This window comes from Streptomyces sp. NBC_01216, assembly GCF_035994945.1.
Classification (GTDB): Bacteria; Actinomycetota; Actinomycetes; order Streptomycetales; family Streptomycetaceae; genus Streptomyces.
The window spans coordinates 5747411-5768939 of sequence record NZ_CP108677.1; the positions used below are offsets into that span (position 1 = coordinate 5747411).

General features: G+C 73.6%; 17 protein-coding genes and 1 pseudogene. 7 read left to right on the forward strand and 11 right to left on the reverse strand.

Annotated elements, in window-relative coordinates:
• Positions 1 to 93: 93 nt before the first annotated feature.
• Positions 94 to 1542: a peptidoglycan D,D-transpeptidase FtsI family protein gene (locus OG393_RS25750; RefSeq protein ID WP_327377079.1), complete on the reverse strand. Its 1449-nt coding sequence runs from the start codon at positions 1540 to 1542 to the stop codon at positions 94 to 96.
• Positions 1543 to 1765: 223 nt separating this feature from the next.
• On the opposite strand from OG393_RS25750, the gene OG393_RS25755 reads away from it, so the two are divergent.
• From OG393_RS25755 to OG393_RS25770, 3 genes and pseudogenes are all read left to right on the forward strand, one after another.
• Complete coding sequence (locus OG393_RS25755) at positions 1766 to 2272, forward strand: cupin domain-containing protein (RefSeq protein WP_327377080.1); 507 nt, start codon at positions 1766 to 1768, stop codon at positions 2270 to 2272.
• 122 nt (positions 2273 to 2394) lie between these two features.
• On the forward strand, positions 2395 to 3450 hold the full coding sequence (locus tag OG393_RS25760) for an aminotransferase class V-fold PLP-dependent enzyme (protein WP_327377081.1): 1056 nt from the start codon (positions 2395 to 2397) through the stop codon (positions 3448 to 3450).
• A 561-nt stretch (positions 3451 to 4011) separates the two neighbouring features.
• Positions 4012 to 4377: pseudogene (locus tag OG393_RS25770) on the forward strand (HNH endonuclease); the annotation flags it as partial.
• Between the two features lie 39 nt (positions 4378 to 4416).
• Here the strand turns inward: OG393_RS25770 and OG393_RS25775 are convergent.
• The 3 genes from OG393_RS25775 to OG393_RS25785 all read right to left on the reverse strand — a co-directional run bounded on the left by OG393_RS25775 (position 4417) and on the right by OG393_RS25785 (position 6585).
• Entirely contained in the window at positions 4417 to 5013 is a 597-nt protein-coding gene (locus OG393_RS25775) for a helix-turn-helix domain-containing protein (RefSeq protein ID WP_327377082.1), read from the reverse strand.
• Between the two features lie 257 nt (positions 5014 to 5270).
• Entirely contained in the window at positions 5271 to 6236 is a 966-nt protein-coding gene (locus OG393_RS25780) for a permease (protein WP_327377083.1), read from the reverse strand.
• The gene (locus OG393_RS25785) at positions 6229 to 6585 is read right to left on the reverse strand and encodes an ArsR/SmtB family transcription factor (protein WP_327377084.1); all 357 of its coding nucleotides are present in this window, start codon (positions 6583 to 6585) and stop codon (positions 6229 to 6231) included. Before OG393_RS25785 ends, OG393_RS25780 begins: the two co-directional genes overlap by 8 nt.
• An 843-nt stretch (positions 6586 to 7428) precedes the next feature.
• Between OG393_RS25785 and OG393_RS25790 the strand changes: the two genes are divergently transcribed.
• Complete coding sequence (locus OG393_RS25790; RefSeq protein WP_327377085.1) at positions 7429 to 8514, forward strand: amidohydrolase family protein; 1086 nt, start codon at positions 7429 to 7431, stop codon at positions 8512 to 8514.
• Positions 8515 to 8629: 115 nt separating this feature from the next.
• Here OG393_RS25790 and OG393_RS25795 read toward each other — a convergent pair whose 3' ends face one another.
• A complete protein-coding gene (locus tag OG393_RS25795; protein WP_327377086.1) occupies positions 8630 to 9196 on the reverse strand; it encodes a GNAT family N-acetyltransferase in 567 nt (188 codons plus the stop codon).
• Positions 9183 to 11393 (reverse strand): penicillin acylase family protein, encoded by a 2211-nt coding sequence (locus tag OG393_RS25800; RefSeq protein ID WP_327377087.1) that lies wholly within the window; start codon positions 11391 to 11393, stop codon positions 9183 to 9185. Before OG393_RS25800 ends, OG393_RS25795 begins: the two co-directional genes overlap by 14 nt.
• Positions 11394 to 11481: 88 nt before the next feature.
• On the opposite strand from OG393_RS25800, the gene OG393_RS25805 reads away from it, so the two are divergent.
• Both OG393_RS25805 and OG393_RS25810 read left to right on the forward strand, forming a co-directional pair.
• Positions 11482 to 12204 carry a siderophore-interacting protein gene (locus OG393_RS25805; protein WP_327377088.1) on the forward strand — a complete coding sequence of 241 codons (723 nt, stop codon included), beginning with the start codon at positions 11482 to 11484 and terminating at the stop codon, positions 12202 to 12204.
• A gap of 351 nt (positions 12205 to 12555) precedes the next feature.
• Positions 12556 to 13497: an SCO1860 family LAETG-anchored protein gene (locus tag OG393_RS25810; protein ID WP_327377089.1), complete on the forward strand. Its 942-nt coding sequence runs from the start codon at positions 12556 to 12558 to the stop codon at positions 13495 to 13497.
• 257 nt (positions 13498 to 13754) lie between these two features.
• On the opposite strand, the gene cobC is transcribed toward OG393_RS25810, so the two are convergent.
• Entirely contained in the window at positions 13755 to 15419 is a 1665-nt protein-coding gene (cobC, locus tag OG393_RS25815) for an Rv2231c family pyridoxal phosphate-dependent protein CobC (RefSeq protein WP_327377090.1), read from the reverse strand.
• Positions 15416 to 16603 (reverse strand): bifunctional cobalt-precorrin-7 (C(5))-methyltransferase/cobalt-precorrin-6B (C(15))-methyltransferase, encoded by a 1188-nt coding sequence (locus OG393_RS25820; RefSeq protein ID WP_327377091.1) that lies wholly within the window; start codon positions 16601 to 16603, stop codon positions 15416 to 15418. The genes cobC and OG393_RS25820 overlap by 4 nt, the downstream gene beginning before the upstream one ends.
• 68 nt (positions 16604 to 16671) lie before the next feature.
• Between OG393_RS25820 and OG393_RS25825 the strand changes: the two genes are divergently transcribed.
• Positions 16672 to 17397: a ZIP family metal transporter gene (locus OG393_RS25825; RefSeq protein ID WP_327377092.1), complete on the forward strand. Its 726-nt coding sequence runs from the start codon at positions 16672 to 16674 to the stop codon at positions 17395 to 17397.
• 2 nt (positions 17398 to 17399) lie between these two features.
• Here OG393_RS25825 and OG393_RS25830 read toward each other — a convergent pair whose 3' ends face one another.
• Genes OG393_RS25830 through OG393_RS25840 form a run of 3 tightly spaced genes read right to left on the reverse strand, consistent with a single transcriptional unit; the run spans position 17400 to position 21447 of the window.
• The gene (locus tag OG393_RS25830) at positions 17400 to 18794 is read right to left on the reverse strand and encodes a cobyrinate a,c-diamide synthase (RefSeq protein WP_327377093.1); all 1395 of its coding nucleotides are present in this window, start codon (positions 18792 to 18794) and stop codon (positions 17400 to 17402) included.
• Entirely contained in the window at positions 18788 to 19396 is a 609-nt protein-coding gene (cobO, locus tag OG393_RS25835; protein WP_327377094.1) for a cob(I)yrinic acid a,c-diamide adenosyltransferase, read from the reverse strand. The genes OG393_RS25830 and cobO overlap by 7 nt, the downstream gene beginning before the upstream one ends.
• On the reverse strand, positions 19396 to 21447 hold the full coding sequence (locus tag OG393_RS25840) for a putative cobaltochelatase (protein ID WP_327377095.1): 2052 nt from the start codon (positions 21445 to 21447) through the stop codon (positions 19396 to 19398). The genes cobO and OG393_RS25840 overlap by 1 nt, the downstream gene beginning before the upstream one ends.
• Positions 21448 to 21529: the final 82 nt, after the last annotated feature.

A 21529-nucleotide genomic window follows, 5' to 3' on the forward strand; every position in this document is an offset into this window, starting at 1 on the left:
CGCCCGGACGGAGGTCACCCGAAAGGCTCCGGACCGGTCGGACCACGGCGTCCGGCCGGTTCCCTCCGCGTCGCCCGCCCCGTACCGGCCCGCTCAGGCCAGCGCGGCCTTCATCATCGCCCGGGCCACCGGGGCGGCCAGTCCGTTGCCGCTGACCTCGGAGCGGGCCGCGCCCGAATCCTCGATCAGGACGGCGACCGCGACCTTCTCGCCGGTGTCCGGGTCCTCGGCGTAGGACGTGAACCAGGCGTAGGGCGTCTTGCTGTTGTTCTCGCCGTGCTGCGCGGTGCCCGTCTTGCCGCCCACCTCGGCGCCGGGGATCGCCGCGTTGCCGCCGGTCCCCTGTTCGACCACGGTCACCATGGCGCTGCGCAACTGCTCGGCCGTCTCGGACGACACCACCCGCCGGGTGTCCCCGTCCTCGAAGGACCGGAGTGTGTCGCCGTCCGAGTCGACCACCTTCGAGACCATGTGCGGGGACGCCAACAGCCCGTCGTCGGCGATCACCGCGGACACCATCGCCATCTGGAGCGGGGTGGCCGTCACGTCGAACTGGCCGATGCCGCTCAGCGCCGTCTGCGCCTCGTCCATGCCTGACGGGTACACGCTCGGATAGGCGCGCACGGGCACGTCCCGCTCGGTGTCGTCGAAGCCGAACTTCTCGGCCATCGCCCTCACCTCGTCCTGGCCGAGGTCGACGGCAAGCTTGGCGAAGACGTTGTTGCAGGAGTACCGCAGCGCGGTGCGCAGCGTGGCGTTCTCGCAGGGGGCGGAGGCGTTCTCGTTCTTCAGTACGGTCCGGGTGCCCGGCAGGGTGTAAGGGTTCGGACTGTCGGTCGGCGTGTCGACCGAGGCGTACCTGCCCTGCTCCAGGGCCGCGGCGGCGACGACCAGCTTGAAGGTCGACCCGGGCGGCAGCGGCTGCCGCAGCGCCCGGTTGACCAGCGGCTTGTCCGCGTCCGTGGTCAGTTCCTCCCACGTCGAGCCGTCCGTCAGACCGGCGATCTTCGACGGGTCGTAGCTGGGCGTGGACACCATGCCGAGGACGCGGCCCGTCTTCGGGTCGAGGGCGACCGCCGCGCCCTTCTTGGAGCCGAGCGCCTGGTAGCCGGCCTTCTGGACGTCCGGATCGATCGTGGTGAGCACGTCGCCGGGCTGTTGCCGCTCGCCGGTGAGTGCCTCCAGCGGGTTCTGCAGCCGGCTGTCGGTACCGTCCAGGACGTCCGCGTAGATGCCCTCCAGCTGCGTGGCGCCGTACGCCTGCGAGCTGTAGCCGGTGACCGCCGCGTAGAGCTCGCCGTCGGTGTGGTCGCGCTTGTAGGCGAGGTCGCCGTTCTCCGTTCTCACCGAGCCGGTGACCGGTGTGCCGGCCACGACGATGTTCCCGAGCGGCTGCGCGTACCGCGCCATGATGTTCCGCCGGTTGTGCTGGTCGTCCGCGAGGGCCTTGCCTTCGTACGCCTGCACCCAGGTGGCCCGGCCCAGCAGGGCGAGGACCAGGAGCAGCGAGAAGACCGAGGCGTGCCTGATCGTCTTGTTCATCCCACAGGGGGACGAACGAAGCGACAGGGGGCGTTCCGGAAGTGTCCGGTTTCTCAGTCAACCTTCATCCGGGCGGTCGGCGGCGAGAGGCGTGTCACATCCCTCGGGCCGTGTGCCGGGCCGCGGCGGCGTACGGGGGTGCGCGCCCGGGTGCGATTGACCCATGATTTCGGACCGTGAATGCACCTCCTGTCCGGTCACCACCCGGCCTAGGGTGATGCTCATGAACGAGATCACCACGCCGGGGTCCTTCGCCCCGTTGCTGACCCGTGCCACCGATGCCGAGACCACCGCCGACCCGAGCAGCGTGATGACCCTGCTGGCCGATTCCGACACGACCGGCGGGCTGCTCACCAGCTACCGCTCGTCCTTCGCGGAAGGCGCCGTCGGCGCCCCGGCGCACTTCCACACCAAGGCGTCGGAGCTGTTCTTCGTGCTCGGCGGTTCGCTCCAGGTGCTGGTCGGCGAGGAGGTCACGGTGCTGGAGGAGGGGGACTTCCTCCTCGTGCCGCCGCACACCCCGCACGCGTTCGCGGCGGCCCCGGGGGCCGAGGCCGACGTCCTCTTCGTCTTCACGCCCGGGATGGCCCGCTTCGACTACCTGCGCCTGCTGGGCCGGGTGATGCGCGGCGAGGCGGGCTTCGAGGAGATCGAGGAGTCCTCGGAGCGCTTCGACAACCACTACGTCGACAGCCCGGTCTGGCGGAAGGCGATCGCCGAGCGCGGCTGAGGTGCCGGGTCGCCGGGGGCGACCCGCGAGGCCGGCAGCGGCGCGATCTATAAGCATCTCTTGGGGTAAAGCCTTGATCTTATAGGATTGACGTATGGTCGAGGGGGCTCCAATCTGGAGGCATGGACGTCACACACCCTCTCGGCGGCGCCGAGTTCGCGCCCCGGAACACCTACCTCAACACCTCCACCTGCGGGTTGCTGCCTCGCCGGACGATCGAGGCGGTCACCCTGCTCGCCGAGGAGACGGCGGACGGGCGGCCGGACGGCGCCGGCAGCTTCGACATCGTCGCCGAAGCCCGCGCCACCTACGCCCGGCTCGTCGGCGTCCACTCCGACCGGGTCGCCGTCGGAAGTTCGGTCTCCGTCCACGTCGGCCTGATCGCGCAGTCCATGCCGGCCGGGGCCGAGATCCTCTTCGCCGAAGGCGACTTCAGCTCGGTCATCACCCCGTTCACCGTCCGCGGTGACCTCAGGGCACGCTTCGTCCCGCTGGAACGGCTCGCGGAGTCCGTTCGTCCCGAGACCGCGCTCGTCGCCTTCTCCAGCGTGCAGTCCGCCGACGGCCGCACGGCCGACCTTCCGGCCGTGCGCGCCGCCGCGGCGGCGCACGGCGCCCGCACCCTCCTGGACGCCACGCAGTCGGCGGGCTGGCTGCCGCTGCGGGCGGGAGAGTGGGACTACACGGTGGCCGGCGGCTACAAGTACCTGCTCTGCCCGCGCGGTGCCTCGTTCCTCACCGTCACCGAGGAGGCGCAGGACTCACTGCTCCCGATCCACGCGGGCTGGGTCACCGGCGAGGAGCTGTGGACCAACAGCTACGGTCCGGTGCGTGAACTGGCCCGCTCCGCACGGCGGTTCGACGAGCCGCCGGCCTTCCTCTCGTACCACGGGGCGGCTCGCTCGCTCGCCCTGCTCGAGGAGACCGGCATCGAGCGGATCGAGCAGCACAACAAGGCGCTCGCGGCCCGCTTCCGCGAGGGACTCACCGCCCTGGGCCACGCGCCGGTGCCGGACGTCTCCGGCGTCGTCGGCATCCCCGGCATGGGTGACCGCCAGGACGACCTGCGGAAGTCCGGCATCCTGCTCTCCGCCCGCGCGGGCAACCTGCGCGCGTCCTTCCACCTGTACAACTCCGTCGGGGACGTGGACCGCGCACTGGAGGCGCTGGCCGGCTGAGGGCCTGTCGGGCCCAGGCATCCGTGACCGCGCGTCCGCGCGCCCTCCGGGTCACCGCCCCGCCGAGCGCCGCGCCCAGCGCCTCCAGGGAGGAGAGCGCCGCGTCCGCCGTGGCGTTCACCCCGTAGGGGTTGACCCGGATCATCTCCTTCGCCAGCGCACCACCACCCGCGGCCGGCGGCAGCGAGGAATCCGCCGTCGGCGAGGACGACCAAGCCCACCTGACCCAATCGGTAGAGGTGCGCGGTACCGGCTCCGGCTCGGGGATATCGGCCGCAGAGTTCCCGGTTCGAGCCCCGGGGTGGGTAAGGGCTACGGCTGCGGGGGCAAGGCGTCCCCGAGGTAGGGGGTAAGGGCGGAAACTCCTGCGGCTGCCTGCCCAACGGTCGGGGCTACGGGAATGAGGCCCGGCACATGCGAATGGTTGCCGGCGGCGTCGAGAGCACCGGAGAGGTCCGGGTCATCTGCGGCGTGTGCAGGAGCGGCAAGAGCGAGCCCCGAGAGGGCGAGTGCTGCGGCAGTAACGATCTTCTTCATGCCTTGCTGAACGAACGCCCCGGGGTGGGGAAACGGTCCCTCACCCCATCGGAGCCCGCTAGCCCAACGGCAAGAGGCGTCGCGCCTAAGACCTGTATCGACTGCGCAGAGCCCGCGACGCACCGCCGACGCTGCGAGCGACACCACGGGGCGTACGAGCGCCGACCGACCGTCCGCAACCGACGGGCACGGAGTCGGCGACGAGCGGCCCGGAACGACGCTGCCGCACGGCTCCGCCGGATCATCGAGCGGAAGGGGACCGCGTGGTGTGACTGGTGCCTCGACGACTTCCCCACGGTGGACGTGAACGTGGACCATGTGCGGCCCCTCTCGATGGGAGGGACCGACACGGACGGGAACGTTCAAGTGCTGTGCCGGGGATGTCACCAGCTCAAGACGGAGACGGAGTTTGGGCATGCTCCGTTCGGGCTACCGCACGTGAGACGCGCCCACGCCACTGATTCCGCCGATAGGCGAACCAGGGGCGAAGGCATTGTCCATTCCGCTCATGAGCGAGTCCCCGGCAGCGAACACGTTCTGATTCGTGGACGCGTCCCAGTTCTGTCCCCCGGTGTCGCCGAGCCCCAGGATGCCGCTTCCTGGGGTCGCGGGTGGTGCGTCGTCGGCATGTGCGACTCCAGTCATGCCGAGTGCGGCCCCGGTGATAGCGAGTGTGGCGAACATGCGCCGAGCGGTGTTGTTCATACCGCGCCAACGAGGACGGCCTCGGCGGGTCACGGCGTACGGCCGGCAGGCCAGGGCCTTGACCTGGGCGGTCTGCAGTGCGGTGAACGCGCGCGGGCGGCCTGGGCGTGTGCGGTCGGCCAGTCCCGCAAGGCGCTGGCCGGCGAATCGGCCCCGCCAGGTGCGCACGGTGTCCAGGTGCAGGCCCGTCTCCCGGGCGATCGTTGCGTTGGAGCGTCCGCGCGCCGCGTGCGGCACGACCTGCGCGCGCAGCCGCATCCGGTACTCGCTCTTGTGGCCGTAGGCCATCTTCTTCAGCCGTTGGCGCTCGACGCCGGTCAACGTTATCGGGCGCGCAGTGGCAACGGGCGTGGGCGGCGGACCGATCGGTAGAAGCGGATCATGGCGGGTCGCGGTCTGCCGCGCGCGCCGCGGAATGCCGGGGCGCCTGCTGCACTGAAGGCGGGGAGGCGCGCGCGGGATGGCCGTCCTTCCCGCGCCGGCCGTGGTGCACGTGCGCCTGGGGGTGTCTGGCCGGTCTGGCTATGCGGCGGGATAGCGGCGGGGCACGGCGGGTGCCACCCGGTGGCAGGGACGGATCAGCTCAGCATGACGAGGTATCCGGCCGCGATGGCGATGCCGACGACGGTGAGGGTGTAGACGGCGAGCAGGCGCCGTGACATGACCCGGCTCAGCAGTCCGAGTTCGGGAACGTTGACTCCGGCTGCGGAGATGATCAGGGCGAAGACCGCCCCCAGACTCATACCGGCCTCGTGCAGGGCGGCCGCGATGGGCAGAAAGGCTTCGGTGGAGACGTAGAAGGGCGCGCCGAGAACCGCGGCGACGGGCACGGCGAGGGGATTGCCGGGCCCGGCCAGCCGGGCGACGAGCTCCTGTGGCACGAGGCCGAGGATCGCAGCGGCAATGGCGACGGAGACGATCAGCGGTATCGCCAGGCTGCGGGCGAGGTCCAGCGCATAGCGCAGGGCGGGGCGGGCCTCCGCGCGCCATCCGCCCCATGCGGCGGTATCGGTGAACGGGTCGTATAGCGGGGAGGCACAGGTGTCGTCCGCCGCGGCCGGGTGGGTCACCGGGCCGCTTTCGGAGGTGACCACCGCGGCGGACGCTTTGGCGGGGCGCAAAGCGCGCTCCAGGTGGGCCACGTCGGCCATCAGCGCGGCGAGCAGCACAGCCAGACAGGTCGCCACCACGTAGGCCACGGTGACTTTCCAGCCGAACAGCGGGATGAGGACGGCGACGATGACGGGGTCAAGGACCGGCGAGGACAGCAGGAAGGCGGTCAGCGTCGCCGTCCGGATCCGCGCGTTGATCATCCCGATGACCACCGGGACCGCGGAGTACGTGCAGAAAGGGGTGAGGAACCCCAGCAGGATCCCCTTCGCCGCTCCGGGCAGCCGGCCGCCGCCGAGCCAGTTCTGCAGGCGGGATATGCCGATCCTGCGGGCCATCAGCGCCATGAGCGCCGAGACCACGACCAGCAGGACGGCCAACTCCACCAGCAGCACGCCGAATTCGGTCAGCGCGGCCGACAGCCGATCACTCACCCCTCTCACCTGTCTGCCAGGGCGCCAGGGCTCGCGAGCTGTTCGCGACCCGCACCGGTGCGAGCCCCATGACCACCTCGGCGGCGGTCGGGAACTCGTCCAGGCAGTCCGGGTTCACACGCACGTGGCTGGCAGTCCCGACGCGCTCGACGAACACGAACTCCAACTCGGCGAGACGACGGACATGAGCCGAGACCGTCGACTGTCCCACGCCCGTCGCGGCGGCCAGCGCCCCGATCGTCATGGACGTGCGCTCGGTGGCCAGCAGGTGAAGCAGCTGCAGCCGGGTCGGGTCCGCCAGGCACCCGAACCAGCTCGCGTACGCCTCCGCAGAAGAGCGGTCCAGCATGACTCTCTCCCTCATTCCCATCCATCGTTCATCGACGATGATAGCTCATGGGGGAGTGGCGTCTTCAGCCGACGCACGGAACGCCACGCAGGAAACGCCCGACATCCACGACACGGTCGGCGACACGCAGGGCCGCAGGGCGCCAAGGGGTGACGCGACCCTGCACGCGCCCCGGCCTCACGTCAACCCCCGAAGGACTCACGACGCAGACCGCTTAGCGCTGTGTCCACCACGTGAGCGCTGCCCCGCTGGCCGTGGTGGCGAGGGCGACCAGCCATCCGGGGATGCGTTGCACGGTCAAGTGCACTTCTCCGCAGCGGAGTTCAAACGCGGGGGCGGGCTTTCCGGCCCTCTTGGTCTTTTCCATGTCTCTGATTCAACGCAGAGCGCAGACCGTGCACCATGTGGCGTTGGCTAGCGGATGAAGTACGTCGGACCTGATCGCCAAACGTGCAGGTCAGCGATCTGCCGCGTCTTGAGCTGCCGAGTCCCCTTCCCTTTTTGGTTCTGTCGCAGGTGTCGCCGTAACCTATACCACCCCATCTGACCTGGCCTTTTGCTATTCGCCACCCCCTTGCGCCACCACCTTCGCGTGCAGGAGGACCTATGCCGCGTAGACCCCGCCCCCGTGCTCGGTACCCGGATGCCCCGAACTGACGGCCCGTGGTGGCCGCTGTGCCGCTCACGAGCGCGGTGCGGGTGGGACCGTGCCCAGGGTGAGGCGGCCTCCCCCCGAAGTCCGCGCCGACGCGGCGGGCACGGTCCGGGGTCCGCGCGCCGGCGGCCGGCGACGGTGTCCCGCCCGGGCGTCCGGCCGGGGGCCGGCCCTCGTACAGTGCAGGCATGAGTGATCACGTGGTGCTGCGGGTGAAGGGACGAGTGCTCGTCGGTCCGGAGGACGTCCGGGACGAACTGTGGTGCGTCGACGGGCGGATCACCTTCACCCGCCCTTCCCGCGAGGCCCTGACGGTACGGGGCTGGGCGCTGCCCGGCCTGGTCGACGCGCACTGCCATGTCGGGCTCGACCGGCACGGGCCGGTGGACGACGCCACCAGCGAGAAGCAGGCGCTGACCGACCGCGACGCGGGCACGCTGCTGATCCGCGACGCCGGTTCGCCCTCCGACACCCGGTGGATCGACGCGCGCGAGGACCTGCCGAAGATCATCCGGGCCGGCCGGCACATCGCCCGCACCCGCCGCTACATCCGCAACTACGCACATGAGATCGAGCCGGCGGAACTGGTCGCGTACGTGGGGCGGGAGGCGCGGCGCGGGGACGGCTGGGTCAAGCTCGTCGGCGACTGGATCGACCGGGAGGCCGGGGACCTGACGGCCTGCTGGCCGCGGGCCGAGGTCGAGGCGGCGATCGCGGAGGCCCACCGTCTCGGCGCCCGGGTCACCGCGCACTGCTTCGCCGAGGAGTCGCTGCGGGACCTGGTGGAGGCGGGCATCGACTGCGTCGAGCACGCCACCGGGCTGACCGAGGACACCATCCCGCTCTTCGCGGAGCGGGGTGTGGCGATCGTCCCGACGCTGGTGAACATCGCGACCTTCCCGCGGCTCGCGGACGGCGGAGAGGAGAGGTTCCCGCGCTGGTCGGCGCACATGCGCCGGCTGTACGAGCGCCGCTACGACACCGTCCGGTCGGCCTACGACGCGGGTGTCCCGGTCTACGTCGGCACCGACGCGGGCGGTTCGCTGGCGCACGGCCTGGTCGCGGCGGAGGTCGCCGAGCTGGTCAAGGCAGGCATCCCGCCGCTGGAGGCGCTCTCGGCGACGGCCTGGGGGGCGCGGTCCTGGCTGGGCCGCCCCGCCCTGGAGGAGGGCGCGCCCGCGGACCTGGTCGTCTACGACGAGGACCCGCGCGCGGACGTCCGCGTGCTCGCGGCGCCGCGGCGGGTGATCGTCAACGGGCGGGTGATCGGCTGAGAGCCTGTCGGGTGGTCTTCGGCCGGCAGCGTGCGTGTCAGGGTGTGACCGCCCGGTCAGAGGCCACCCGACAGGCTCTGAGGGCTCGTCGGGTGGCTCGGTGCTCGTGTGGGGGTCAGGGGGTCAGGAACGCCAGGCGGGCCTTCTTCTCGGGGATGAAGACCTCCGGAAGGTCCACCTCCGGCAGGAGGACTTCCGGGCCCAGCACGAAACCCGTGCGGACCAGCCGGGCGATCGCCTTGTGGTTGTCGGTGTCCGGTTCGGCGACGGCGCGGGTGCGGCCGGTCAGCGCGAAGTCGGTCAGCTCGGCGAGCAACTTGCTGGAGAAGCCCGGCTCGGGAGTGGTGGCCGGGGCGAGGAAGAGGTGGACGCCGATGTCCCCGGGCCGGACCTCGTAGCACGCGGCCACCCGGTCGGCCGACGGCTCGTACGTCTGGAAGAGTGCCACCGGCTCGCCTTCCAGGCGGGCCAGGAAGCCGTGGTGGGTGGTGAGCGAGTCGAGGTGCGCGTAGATGTTCCGCACCTGCTCGACGGTCGTCCCGCCCATGCCCCAGAACCGGGCGCGCTCCTCGTTGACCCAGCGGTGGATGAGGGGGGCGTCGGCCTCGGGGTCGACGCGGTCGACGCGGACGGTGCCGAAGCCCTCCACGGCGCGCAGGTGGACGGGCTCAGTGGGCGTCATGGGGATGCTCCTTGGAGAGGTGGTGCCAGTCGGTGGTGACGGGGACGAGGTCGCCCCGCAGCCAGAGGGGCAGTTGGTCACGGTGGTGGGGGTCTCCGGCGACCCCCGAGGCGCCGAACGGGACGACCCAGAGGCTGTCGTCCCGTTCCGCCAGGTCCCATACGTAGCGGGCGGCCGAGCTCCGGGCGCTGCGGTCGGTGAAGCCGGGGACGCTGGAGGTGGACAGCACGCAGTCGTGGTCCCCGGCGAGGCCGGGCCACTGCGCGTCGTCGTGGTCCGGGAGCGCCTGCCAGGGGGCGAGCCGGTGCGTCACGCCCCAGGCTCCCGGCTCCGGGCCGGTGGCGACCTCCTCGAGTGCCTCGCGGACGATCCGCGCGATGTCCGCCACCGGCACCGGACCGGCGACCAGCAGGGTCTCCAGGGCGTAGGCCACCCGGGGGCCGAGCGCCAGCCAGGGCTGGAAGACCGCGGGATACGGGGTGGGTTCGCGCAGCGGGGCGAAGACCGGGTGTCCGGTGATCCGCCGCACCACGGCCCCGCGTACGGCTGCGTACAGGCCGGCGTCGGTGCTCTCGGCGTCCATGCGCCGGTCCCAGGCGAGGAGCCGGTCCCGTATCCGGGTGGCGGCCGGGGAGAGCGTGCCGGGAGCGGTACCGGAGGGCGCGTCGCGCGCGGCGACGACGCGGGAAGCGGGCGTGACGCCGGACGCCGTGCCGCCGGGTGGCCGGGGCGTGCCCGCCGCCCGTACCACCGCCAGCAGGGGCGCGGCGGACGGGTTGTCGGTGTCGGTGTGGACCGACGCCATCGCGCCGGCCGTCCAGGCGGCCGACGCGCCGAGCAGGGTGTCGATCCGCGCCGCGCGGTGCGCCGGGGCGAACTCCACGCCGAGCGGGGCCGCGAGTCCCCGGGCGTTGGCCATGACGGCATGGCCGCGGACCTCGGCCCGTGGCAGCGGGGCCGGTGCCTCCCGCCACCGGTGACGTGCCTCCCAGGCGGGCACCACCCGCAGGGAGTTGGCCCGGTCGCGGACGGGTACCCGGCCGGCGACACGGTGCAGCAGGCCGCCTTCGGTGTCGGCGGCCTGCACGACGTTCACCGGTTCGATCCACCCGTCGACGGCGCGGTCCACGTCGGCGACGCGGTGTGCGCCGAGCAGCGCGCTCAGCGCACCGAATCCCAGCTCCCCGGTCACCCGGGGCACGCAGCGCAGACTGACGGCCTCCCAGGACGCCGTGGCGCCGGTGTCCTCGTCCCGTTCCGGGCCGTCGGCCGCTCCGGGAGCCGCTCCGACCGGTCCGGTGACCACCGGACCCCGGTCCGTCTCGATCACCTCGGTCGCGACCGGCTCGCCGCCCGCGACCTCCACCGTCTCGACGTGCGCGGACGCGGGACGCCAGCCGTCGGGGCCGAGCGCCTCCACGCCGCCGCCGGCCCGTCGGCGCAGGCGTTCCCGGTACAGGTCCTGGTAGTCGGCCATCGCGTTGGTGATCGCCCACGCCACCCGCCCGGTGTGGCCGAAGTGCGGCAGCCCGGGGACTCCGGGGACGGCGATGCCCACCACGTCGTACTCCGGGCAGGCGAGGCGGATCTGCTGGTAGACCCCGGGCGCCTCGATGAACCGGTGCGGGTCGCCCGCCACGATCGGGGCGCCGCTCGCCGTCCGCTCGCCGGACACGACCCAGCCGTTGGAGCCGGCCGTGCCCGGCCCGTCGGTGGCGAACAGCTCGGTCCACTCCTCGCCGAGCCGGGTGGCGACCGTCTCACGCCAGATTTTGGCCGGGAAGCCCGCGAAGAGGATGTGGGTGGACAGCCAGACCGCCAGCGGCGTCCAGGGCTCCCAGCGCCCGGCGGAGAGTCCGGTCGCGGCGAACTCCGCGGCCCGGCCGGCTCCCGCCGGAAGGCCGTCGTTGACGCCGTCCGCGTACGCCCGCACCCACGCGCCGGTCTCCGGGTCGAGCCGTTCGAAGCAGCGGCGTGCGGTGTCGGCGAGGCGGGCCCGCCGTACGAAGGTGTCCCAGGGGACCTCGGCGGCACCGAGGAAGGCCGCCGTGGTGCCCTGGGCCCGGTGGCGTTCGACCTCCAGCTGCCACGCCCGGTCCGTGGCGGTCACGCGTCCCTGCGCGAAGGCGAGTTCGCGGGGATCGGCGGCCCGCAGATGCGGAATCCCCCAGGCGTCCCGGTAGACCTCGATTGTCACTCTGATCCCGATCTCTTAGGTTAGGCTGTCCTAACTTATGCGAGGGGTGTCCGGGAGGCAATCCCGGACCCGAGGGGAGGAGGGTGCGATGGGGCACGGTTGGGAGGGGGTGGTCCTCAGGCTGCTGCGCGGCAGGGACTTCACGTTCACGGTGACGGGCGCCGAACAGGTCACCGAGCACTATCGTCGCGTGTACGTCACGGACGGCGGCCTGCTCGCCGCCGCGGGCGTCCATCCGACGATGTGGGTGCGGATCTGGTTCGAGGGCGGCGGCAAACCGCACCAGCGCGCCTACACTCTGGTCGACCCGGACCCCGAGGCCGGCACCTTCGGCCTGGAGTTCGCCCTGCACGACGGCCTCGCGAGCCGCTGGGCCCGCACCTGCCGGCCCGGCGACACCGTGGCCGCCACCCTCCAGGGCACCGGCTTCACGGTTCCCGAGCCGCGGCCCGGCCGCCTGTGCGTGGTCGGCGACGCGGCCTCCCTGCCCGCCGTCAACTCCCTGCTCGACGCCCTGCCCGGTGTCCCCGCCACCCTCTGGTTCGAGACCGTCCACGCCTCGGACGAGGGCTTGCCGGTGCGCCTCGACCCGGACCGGCACGAGCTGCGCCGGGTGCCGCGCGAGCGGGACGGGGCCGCCCTGGTGGAACGCGTGACGGCGGAGCTGCCCGGACTCGTGGGCGAGGACCCGTACGTCTGGATCGCCTGCGACACGGTCACCACCCGCACGCTCAGCGCCCGGCTGCGCCGCCGCGAACTCGGGCTCCCCAAGGAGCGGGTGCACGCCCTCGGGTACTGGCGGCCCTCCTGACGTGGCTCCCCACGCGGCGGTGCGGGGGGTCTTCCGGGTGGCGGCCTCCCGGTCCGGCGGGTTCGGGTGCCGGGTTGACTTTCCGTGACCCGGGGCGGGTCCCCTTCGTTGGTCAGCCTTGCGCGCGTGACGGCGACCGGTGCGACGCGCGGGGCGCGCGGGAACGGATGTGTCGAAAGAATCGAATGCGGGCACGGAAATCCCCCGTTGGGGTGAACTCACCTCAGGTGTCTGCTGGTTCACTCTCCGTGCGTAAAGATTCCGGTGTCTCGAGTCGCCGACGCCGCACGGGCCGCGTGTCCCCGCGGTGCGCGGCCGGCGACGCCATGTCTCCCTGGGGGTTCCGCCACCGTGAACAGCAACACCTTCCGCCTGCCCGTACGCCGAACCGCCGCGGCCGTCGGCGCGCTGGCCGTCGGGCCCGTGCTTCTGGCGGCACCCGCGGCGCACGCCACGGGCGGTGAAGGGCGAGCCACCGCCGTCGTCCTGCGGACCGGCCTCGATGTCTCCCTGCTCGACAAGACCGTGGAGGTGCCGCTGCGCACCACCCTCAACGAGGTCACGGCGCCGGAGACGCAGAGCCGGACGGCGCTCACGGTGAACGTGCCCGGTGCCGAGAAGGACCGGCCGATCGACCTCCTGCGGGCCGAAGTCGCCACCTCCAGGGCCACGGTGGACGAAAGGAAGGCCGAGGGATACGTGAACCTGGTCAAGGCGCGGGTCCATGTGCCCGGCCTGCCCCTGCTCTCCCTGATCGAAGCCGAGAAGGTCACCGCCAGGGCGCTGTGCGAGGTGGGGGAGCAGCCGATCGCGGAGGCCGGCGTCCTCGGGCACGTGACCGTCTTCGGCAAGAAGACCACCCTCTCGACGGGCGGCCGGACCCAGGTCACCGTGCCCGGCGTCGGCGAGGTGGTCCTCGACCTGTCCCGTACCTCGACGACCTCGCGCACCGCGGCGGCCACCGCCCTGGAACTCAAGGTGGAGGTCGACCCGCTGAAGTTGGGTGTGGCGGAGGTCAAGGGCGTGGTGACGCTGGCCGAGGCGACCTGTGCGACTCCGAAGGACACCCGGACCGGCGGGAAGCCGACGGAACGGCCCACCGAGCGACCCGCCTCGGAGCCGGCCGACGGGGGTGGCGTGACGACCCAGAACGGGGGCTCGAACCCCGCCGGGCAGAGTCTCGCCGAGACCGGCGGAAGCTCCACGACCCCGTACCTGGCGGGCGGCGCCGTCGTCCTGCTCGCCGCCGGCGGCGGGGCGCTCGTCCTGGCCCGCGGACGCGCCCGCGCCTGACGCAGGCCGCCACCAGCAGGGGGGACGGGGGCCCGGGGCCGTCGGGGAAGCCGAAGGCCCCGGGGGGCGGGAGCCTGGGCGCGCGGAGCGGTGTCGGGGAGCACCGGGGGGTCCGCGCCGCCCGCCACGGGGCCGAGGTGTGCCGGCCCGGTGGCACACCGCGGGGAGGACGGGGCCGGCGGCCCCGCCCTCCCCGCGGCACACCGGCACCCCGCGAGCCCGCTCCGGCACACGCCGTCTGCGTGCCCCGCCGGATGTCAGCCCGCGATCAACAGCGCCTGGTCCAGGGCCTGGAGGAACCGGTTCGTCGTCGCGCGGTCGCGGACCGCGAGACGCAGCCAGTGCCGGTCGAGGCCCGGAAACGTGTCGCCGCGCCGCGCCGCGAAACCGAGCGCCCGCAGCCGCTCGCGCACCGCGTCCGCGTGGGCGATCCGCACCAGGACGAACGGGCCTTCCGCCGACGCCACCGCCCGCACCTCGTCGAACTCCGCGAGTCCGGCCAGCAGATGCGCCCGCTCGACACCGATCCGGTACGCCGCGCGCTCCGCCTCCGCCAGCGCGGCCCGGGACATGCACGCCTCCGCCGCCACCAGGGCCGGCGTGGACACCGGCCACAAGGGCTGTGCCCGTTCCAGGGTGGCGATCGTCTCCCCGTCCGCGAGGACGTAGCCGATGCGCAGCCCCGCGAGACCCCAGGTCTTGGTCAGGCTGCGCAGAACCACCAGGCCGGGCACGTCCGTCCGCCCGGCCAGCGACTCCCGCTCGCCCGGCACCGCGTCCATGAACGCCTCGTCCACCACCAGGGTGCGTCCCGGCCGCGCCAGTGCCGCGAGCGACTCGGCGGGGTGCAGCACGGACGTCGGGTTCGTCGGATTGCCGACGACGACCAGGTCCGCGTCCGCCGGAACGAGCGCCGGATCGAGACGGAAGCCGTCCTCCGCGCGCAGCAGGACCCGGCCCACCTCGTGCCCGGCGTCGCGCAGCGCCGCCTCGGGCTCGGTGAACTGCGGGTGCACCACCACGGGGCGTCTCGCCGGCAGGGCCCGCGCCAGGAGCACGAACGCCTCCGCGGCGCCCGCCGTGAGCAGTACCCGCCCGGTCGGCAGATCGTGCCGCTCGGCGACGGCGGCCCGCGCGGACCGACCGTCCGGGTACGCCGCGAGGCTCGTGAGCGAGTCCGCGATCCGCTCCCGCAGCCAGTCCGGAGGGGTGTGGGTCCGTACGTTGACCGCGAGGTCGACGAGTTTCTCGTCCCGTACCTCCGCGTCACCGTGGTGCCGCAGATCGTGGACGTCAGTGTGCGCGTGCGTTTCCATGGCCGCCGTCGGGTGGGTGGGGATGGTGGGGGGTGAGCGGAGTCCGGGAGCCGGGCTGGGTGGGGGTGGGTCGAACGCCGCCTGACCACGGGTGTACCCCCGCGCCCGTGGCAACAACCGCACGGAGGCGGCGTCTTCGTCCGGACGAAGCGGGATGGAACGGGCGAGAGCGCACGTAGCGTGCCGCGACCGTCGCTTCGGCACGACGAGTTCGGCCCCGTCCCCGGTCTCGGCGGCGGCCAGCAGCGCGGCCGCCTCGGCCACCGACGCCGTCCCCGACACCGCCAGCGGCACCGCCGACGGATGCGGCACCGGGACGGCGGCCAGCGCCCCCGACGCGTACGCCAGCACCGGGACGCCGAACCGCTCCGCCGCGCCCGTGATCCCCGGCTCGTCGGCGCGTGTCCGCAGCGTCGCCAGGGCCCGTACGGCCGAGACCGGCAGCCCGGCCTCGCGCAGCGCCGCCTCGACCAGACCCGCCACCTCCTCGGCGCGGACCCCCGAACGCGCCCCGACACCGGCCACCACCCGACAGCCGGGCCTCGCCTCGTCTCCGGCGTCCGCCCCGGCCGTCCGGCCGTCTCCGCTCGCGTCCCCGGCGCTCATCGCGTCCCCCAGAGCAGGAACACCGGAGCCACCGGGGCGGCCGACGAGGCGTCATCGGGCAGCAGCCGCTGGGAGCGGAGCAGGACGCCCCCGACCGAGAACCCGGAGGACTCCAGGGCCGAACGCAGCGGAGTCAGCCGTTCCCGAGCCGCCGCCGCCACCACGACCGCCCGCCGCGCCCGCCGCGCCGCGGTCAGGACGACCGTCCGCGGGTCCCGGCAGCCGTCTCCGACGAACACCCCGTCCGGATCGGAGAGATGGGACAGGACCGTCGGCGCCGCCCCGCGCACCACCCGCACCTCGGCGCCCAGCGCCGCGGCGTGCCCGCGGATTCGTGCGGCGCCCGCATCGGTCTCCTCCACCGCGACCGCGCCGGCACCGAGCCGGGCGCACTCCACGGCCACCGAACCGCAGCCCGAGCCGATGTCCCAGACCAGGTCCCCGGTCCTGGGCCCCAGCCGGGCGAGGACCAGCGCCCGCGCCTCGTACGGCAGCGGCGGTGCCACGGCCGGGGCGTCGCCCTCCCCGGTATTCCGGCCGGTACGGGGGAAACCGGAACCCGCCCGGGAGCCTTCCCCGGACCGTGCGCCGGCCGTCGCCCCCGGCAGGAACTCCGTGTCCGGCAGCGCCCAGTGGCCCGGACCGGTGAGCGGCCCGGACACCGCGGGCGCGTGCCGTTGCGGCCGGGACTCGTCCAGGCACAGGACCAGGTCCACCGCCTCCCAGACACGGCACATCGCCTCGTGGGGGGTGACCCGTTCGAAACGCTCGCGGAAGGGGTCGCCGAGGGCCGAGAACACCACCAGCGTCCGGGAGTCCACCCGGTGTACCAGGGCCGCGCCCAGTTCCGCCGGACCCACCCCGGGGCCGGGCAGTACCGCCACCTTGGGGTGGACCCGGCACACGTTGACCGCGCGGTCGAGCGCGGGCCCGTCCCAGGCCGCGGCCCCGTCCACCACGACGGCGTCGTCCCATGCCGGCCGAGGGCGCGCGAAGGCGAGTCCCACCGCCCCGGCTCCCCTGCGCGCGGCCGGGGCGCGCACGAACAGCCGGCCGCCTGCCGGGACGGACTCCGGGGCGCCCGGTGCCTCGGCGCGCGCCTCCGCCACCGGCGTCGCCTCGCTCGTCCAGGAACCCCCGCCACCCGCGTCCGCGTCCGCGCCGGAACCGGTCACCGTGAACACGTGAACACCCTCCCCGCGACCCGCTCGGCGAGGTGCGCCGGGCCCCGCCGATCCGATAGCAAAGGCCCATGGCCGTACTCGTCGCGCTCGGCGCGTTCCTCATGACGCTGTTCGGCGGGTGGACGGCGCAGCGCGTCACCGACCGGCGCCACCTGGTCCTCGGGCTTGCCGGCGGACTGATGCTCGGCGTGGTCGGACTCGACCTGCTGCCCGAGGCGATGGAGGCCGCGGGGAACGAGGTCTTCGGCGTGCCTCGGGCACTGCTGCTGTTCGTCGGCGGCTTCCTCCTCGCACACGTGGTCGAGCGGCTGCTGGCCGTCCGCCGGGCCGCGCACGGTCTCGGGGCCGACGAGCGGGTCCCGCAGGTCGGACTGACGGCCGCGGCGGCGATGATCCTGCACAGCCTCATGGACGGCATCGCGCTCGGCGCGGCCTTCCAGGTCGGCGGCGGCATGGGAGCCACCGTCGCGCTCGCCGTGATCACCCACGACTTCGCCGACGGCTTCAACACCTACACGATCACCAGCCTGTACGGGAACGCCCGGCACAGAGCGGTCGCGATGTTGGTCGCGGACGCCCTCGCACCGGTGGTCGGCGCCGCGTCCACGCTGCTGTTCACCCTTCCGGAGGAGCTCCTCGGCAGCTATCTCGGGTTCTTCGGCGGCGCTCTGCTCTACCTGGCCGCCGCCGAGATCCTGCCCGAGGCCCATCACGAGCACCCCGCCGGCTCCACCCTGCTGTGCACGGTGTCGGGCGTGGGCTTCATCTGGCTGGTGGTGGGTCTGTCCGGCTGAGCTCACGGACCCGGCTCCGCGCTCCGGCCGGGCCGGCAGTGCGCGACGAACCGCGCCGCGGCCTCCGGAGCCCCCGCCCAGTGGGTGTGCACGTAGCTCGCGTGCACTCCCTGCCGGACGAAGCCCTCCAGCCGCCGCTCGGGCTGCCGAAGCCCCCACGCGGCCTGCGCGCCGGCGCCCGGTTCGATCACGGTCCGGTGGAACTCGTGCCCGCGCATCCGCGCGCCGGTGGCGGCGAGCGGGCTGTCGCTCACCGCCACCGCGTCCCGGTACCCGAGCGTGAGGCGCTCCGACATCCGCGCGTCGGCGTCGAGGACCCCGCACATGGGCGTCCCGTCCAGAGACCGCGCCAGGTAGAGCAGCCCGGCGCACTCCGCGGCGACCGGCGCCCCGGAGCGCGCCAGTTCGGCGACGGCCTTGCGCAGCGGCTCGTTCGCGGACAGCTCGGCGCCGTACATCTCCGGGAACCCGCCGCCGATGACGAGCCCCGCGGTGCCGTCGGGCAGTCCCTCGTCGCGGAGCGGGTCGAAGACGACGACGTCCGCGCCCGCCGCGGAGAGCAGCTCCGTGTGCTCGGCGTACGAGAAGGTGAACGCGGCGCCGCCGGCCACGGCCACGACCGGCCGCCGGCCGGCCGGCGGGGCGCCCTCGTCCCGCCGGACACCGGCTACCAGCGTGCGCGCGTCCCACGCCTCGGTGCTCAGTTCGGGGGCGCTGCGGGCGAGCGCCAGCAACGCGTCCAGATCGCATCCGGCGCGTACCTGCTCGGCCTGCGCCGCGACCGCCGCCACGGCGGCCGTCTGCCGCTCCGCCACCGGCACCAGACCCAGGTGCCGCGACGGCGTCGCCACCGCCGGAGCTCGGCGCAGCACGCCGAGCACCGGCACGCCCGACCCGCCGAGCGCCTCGCGCAGCAGGTGCTCGTGCCGGTCGGTGGCCACCTTGTTCAGGATCACCCCGCCGATCCGCACTTCCGGGTCCCAGGACGCGAAGCCGTGCACCAGCGCCGCCACCGACCGGGACTGCGACGAGGCGTCCACGACCAGCACCACGGGCGCCTTCAGCAGCTTGGCGACCTGTGCGGTCGAGGCCAGTTCGCCCTGGTCCGCGGCGCCGTCGTACAGGCCCATGACACCTTCGACGACCGCCAGGTCGCAGCCGCGCGCCCCGTGGGCGAAGAGCGGTGCGATCAGGCCCGTACCGCACATGTACGCGTCGAGGTTGCGGCCGGGCCGGCCGGTCGCCAGGGCGTGGTAGCCCGGGTCGATGTAGTCCGGGCCGACCTTGTGCGGGGACACCGCGAGACCGCGGTCGGCGAACGCGGCCATCAGGCCGGTCGCGACCGTGGTCTTGCCCGCGCCGGAAGACGGCGCGGCGATGACGAGACGTGCTACCACTCGATGCCCCGCTGGCCCTTCTGACCCGCGTCCATCGGGTGCTTCACCTTCGACATGTCGGTGACGAGGTCCGCGAAGTCCACGAGTGCGCGCGGCGCGTTGCGGCCGGTGATCACGACATGCTGCTGCCCGGGACGGTCGCGCAGCACCTCGACCACCTCGGCGGTGTCGATCCAGCCCCAGTGCAGCAGGTAGGCGAACTCGTCGAGGACGTAGAACTTGTACGCCTCGGCGGCCAGGTCGCGCTTGACCTGCTCCCAGCCCTCGCGTGCCTTGTCCTCGTGGGACTGCTCGCCCTCGGCGACCTCACGCTGGATCCAGGACCAGCCCTCGCCCATCTTGTTCCACGTGACGGTGCCACCCTTGCCCGTCTCGCCGAGCGCCTTGAGGGCGTTCTCCTCGCCGACCCGCCACTTGGCGGACTTCACGAACTGGAACACCCCGACCGGCCAGCCCTGGTTCCAGGCGCGCAGCGCCATCCCGAAGGCGGCGGTCGACTTCCCCTTGCCGACACCCGTGTGCACCATCACCAGCGCGCGGTTGCGGCGCTGACGGGTGGTCAGTCCGTCGTCGGGCACGACGGTAGGCTGCCCCTGCGGCATTAAGCGGCCCTCCTGGTTGCTTGTCCGAATTGTCCGGCTTGTACGTCCCTGACGAGTCCGGCGATCGAGTCCGCACGCAGTTCGTCCAGGGTCACCACGGTGCCGCCCAGGTCCCGGGCGAGATTCCCGGCGAGTCCGAGCCGTACCGGCCCGGTCTCGCAGTCCACGACGACGGCTGCGGTGCCTTCGGCGGCGTGCAGCCGCGCCGCGCGGGCGGCGAGCGCCACCGGGTCCTTGCCGCCGCCGGTCGCCCGGCCGTCGGTCACGACGACGAGCAGGGGGCGGCGCGAGGGGTCCCGCAGCCGCTCGACGCGCAGCACGTCGTGGGCCTTGAGGAGCCCGGCCGACAGCGGCGTACGCCCGCCGGTGGGGAGCTGTTCGAGGCGGGCCGCCGCCGCGTCGACGGACGAGGTCGGCGGCAGCGCCACCTCGGCGTACCGGCCGCGAAAGGTGATCAGGCCGACCTTGTCCCGCCGCTGGTACGCGTCGAGGAGCAGGGAGAGCACGGCTCCCTTGACGGCGCTCATGCGCTGCCGGGCCGCCATCGAACCGGAGGCGTCCACGGCGAACAGCACCAGATTGCCCTCACGGCCCTCGCGGGTCGCCTGCCGCAGATCGTCCCGGCGCACCACCAGCCCGGGACCGGTGCGCCCGCGGGTCGCCTGGTGCGGCGCGGCGGCACGTACGGTCGCCGACAGGTGCAGCCTGGTCAGCGCGCCCCGCGGGCGCACCGCGCCGGTGGTCCTGCCGTGCTCGGTCCGGGCCCGGGAGCGGCGCCCCGCGGCGCCCTCGCCGAGTCCGGGCACGCTCAGCGTCTTCGTACGGAAGGGCTCCGCGGCCCGTACGGCGGCCCGTTCCCCCGCGCCCGGCCCGCCGGGGGCCTGCGTCGGCGAAGGCTCGGACGGGGTCTCCTCGGCGCCGGTGCTCTCCGGCGCCGGCTCCGGGCCCTCGCCCTGCGGCGGCACACCGCCGCCCCCGCCGCCCCCGCCGTCCCCGCCGTCCCCCGGCCCCGGGTCCGGATCGTCGTCGCCCTCGTCCTCGCCCTGGAACCGCTCCAGCGTCTCGTCGAGCTTGTCCTCGTCGAGTCCGGGCGCGTCGAAGGGGTTGCGCCGCCTGCGGTGGGGGAGGGCCAGCAGCGCCGCCCGGCGGACGTCCTCGGAGGTCACGTCGGTCCGTCCGGCCCACGCGGCCAGCGCCGTGGCGGTCCGCGCCATCACGATGTCGGCGCGCATGCCGTCGACCTCGAACGCGGCGCAGGTCGCGGCGATCTGCAGCAGCGCCGCGTCCCCGAGCACCACCCGCGGCACCAGGGCGCGGGCGGCCGTGATCCGGTCGCGCAGGGCCGTCTCCTCCCCGGCCCAGCGCGCCGCGAAGCCCACCGGGTCGTCGTCGTAGGCCAGCCTGCGCCGCACCACCTCCACCCGCTGCTCGGGCTCACGCGAGGCGGCGACCTCGACGGTCAGGCCGAAGCGGTCGAGCAACTGGGGGCGCAGTTCGCCCTCTTCGGGGTTCATCGTCCCGACGAGCAGGAAACGGGCCGCGTGCCGTACGGAGACACCCTCGCGCTCGACGTACGACGAGCCCATGGCGGCGGCGTCGAGCAGCAGGTCGATCAGGTGGTCGTGGAGGAGGTTGACCTCGTCGACGTAGAGGATGCCGCGGTGCGCGTCGGCGAGGAGCCCCGGCTCGAAGGCTTTCACGCCCTCCGCGAGGGCCCGTTCGATGTCGAGCGCGCCGACGAGCCGGTCCTCGGAGGCACCGACGGGCAGCTCCACCATCCGCGCGGGACGGTCGGCGGCCGGGCCGGCCTCGTGCGGGCCGTCCGGGCAGGCCGGATCGGGCGCGCCCGGGTCGCAGCTGAACCGGCAGCCCGCGACCACCGGCACCGCCGGCAGCAGGTCCGCGAGCGCGCGGACGGCCGTGCTCTTGGCGGTGCCCTTCTCGCCGCGGACGAGGACACCGCCCACCGCCGGGCTGACGGCGTTCAGCAGCAGCGCCAGCCGCAGGTCGTCCATGCCGACGACGGCGGTGAACGGGTACCGGGTGCTCATCGGTCGATCCTTCCTTCGCGTTCGCTGTGCGTCTCCCACGGGGCGTGCGGCCCTCGTGCGCGCGTGGTGCGGGTGGTGTCGT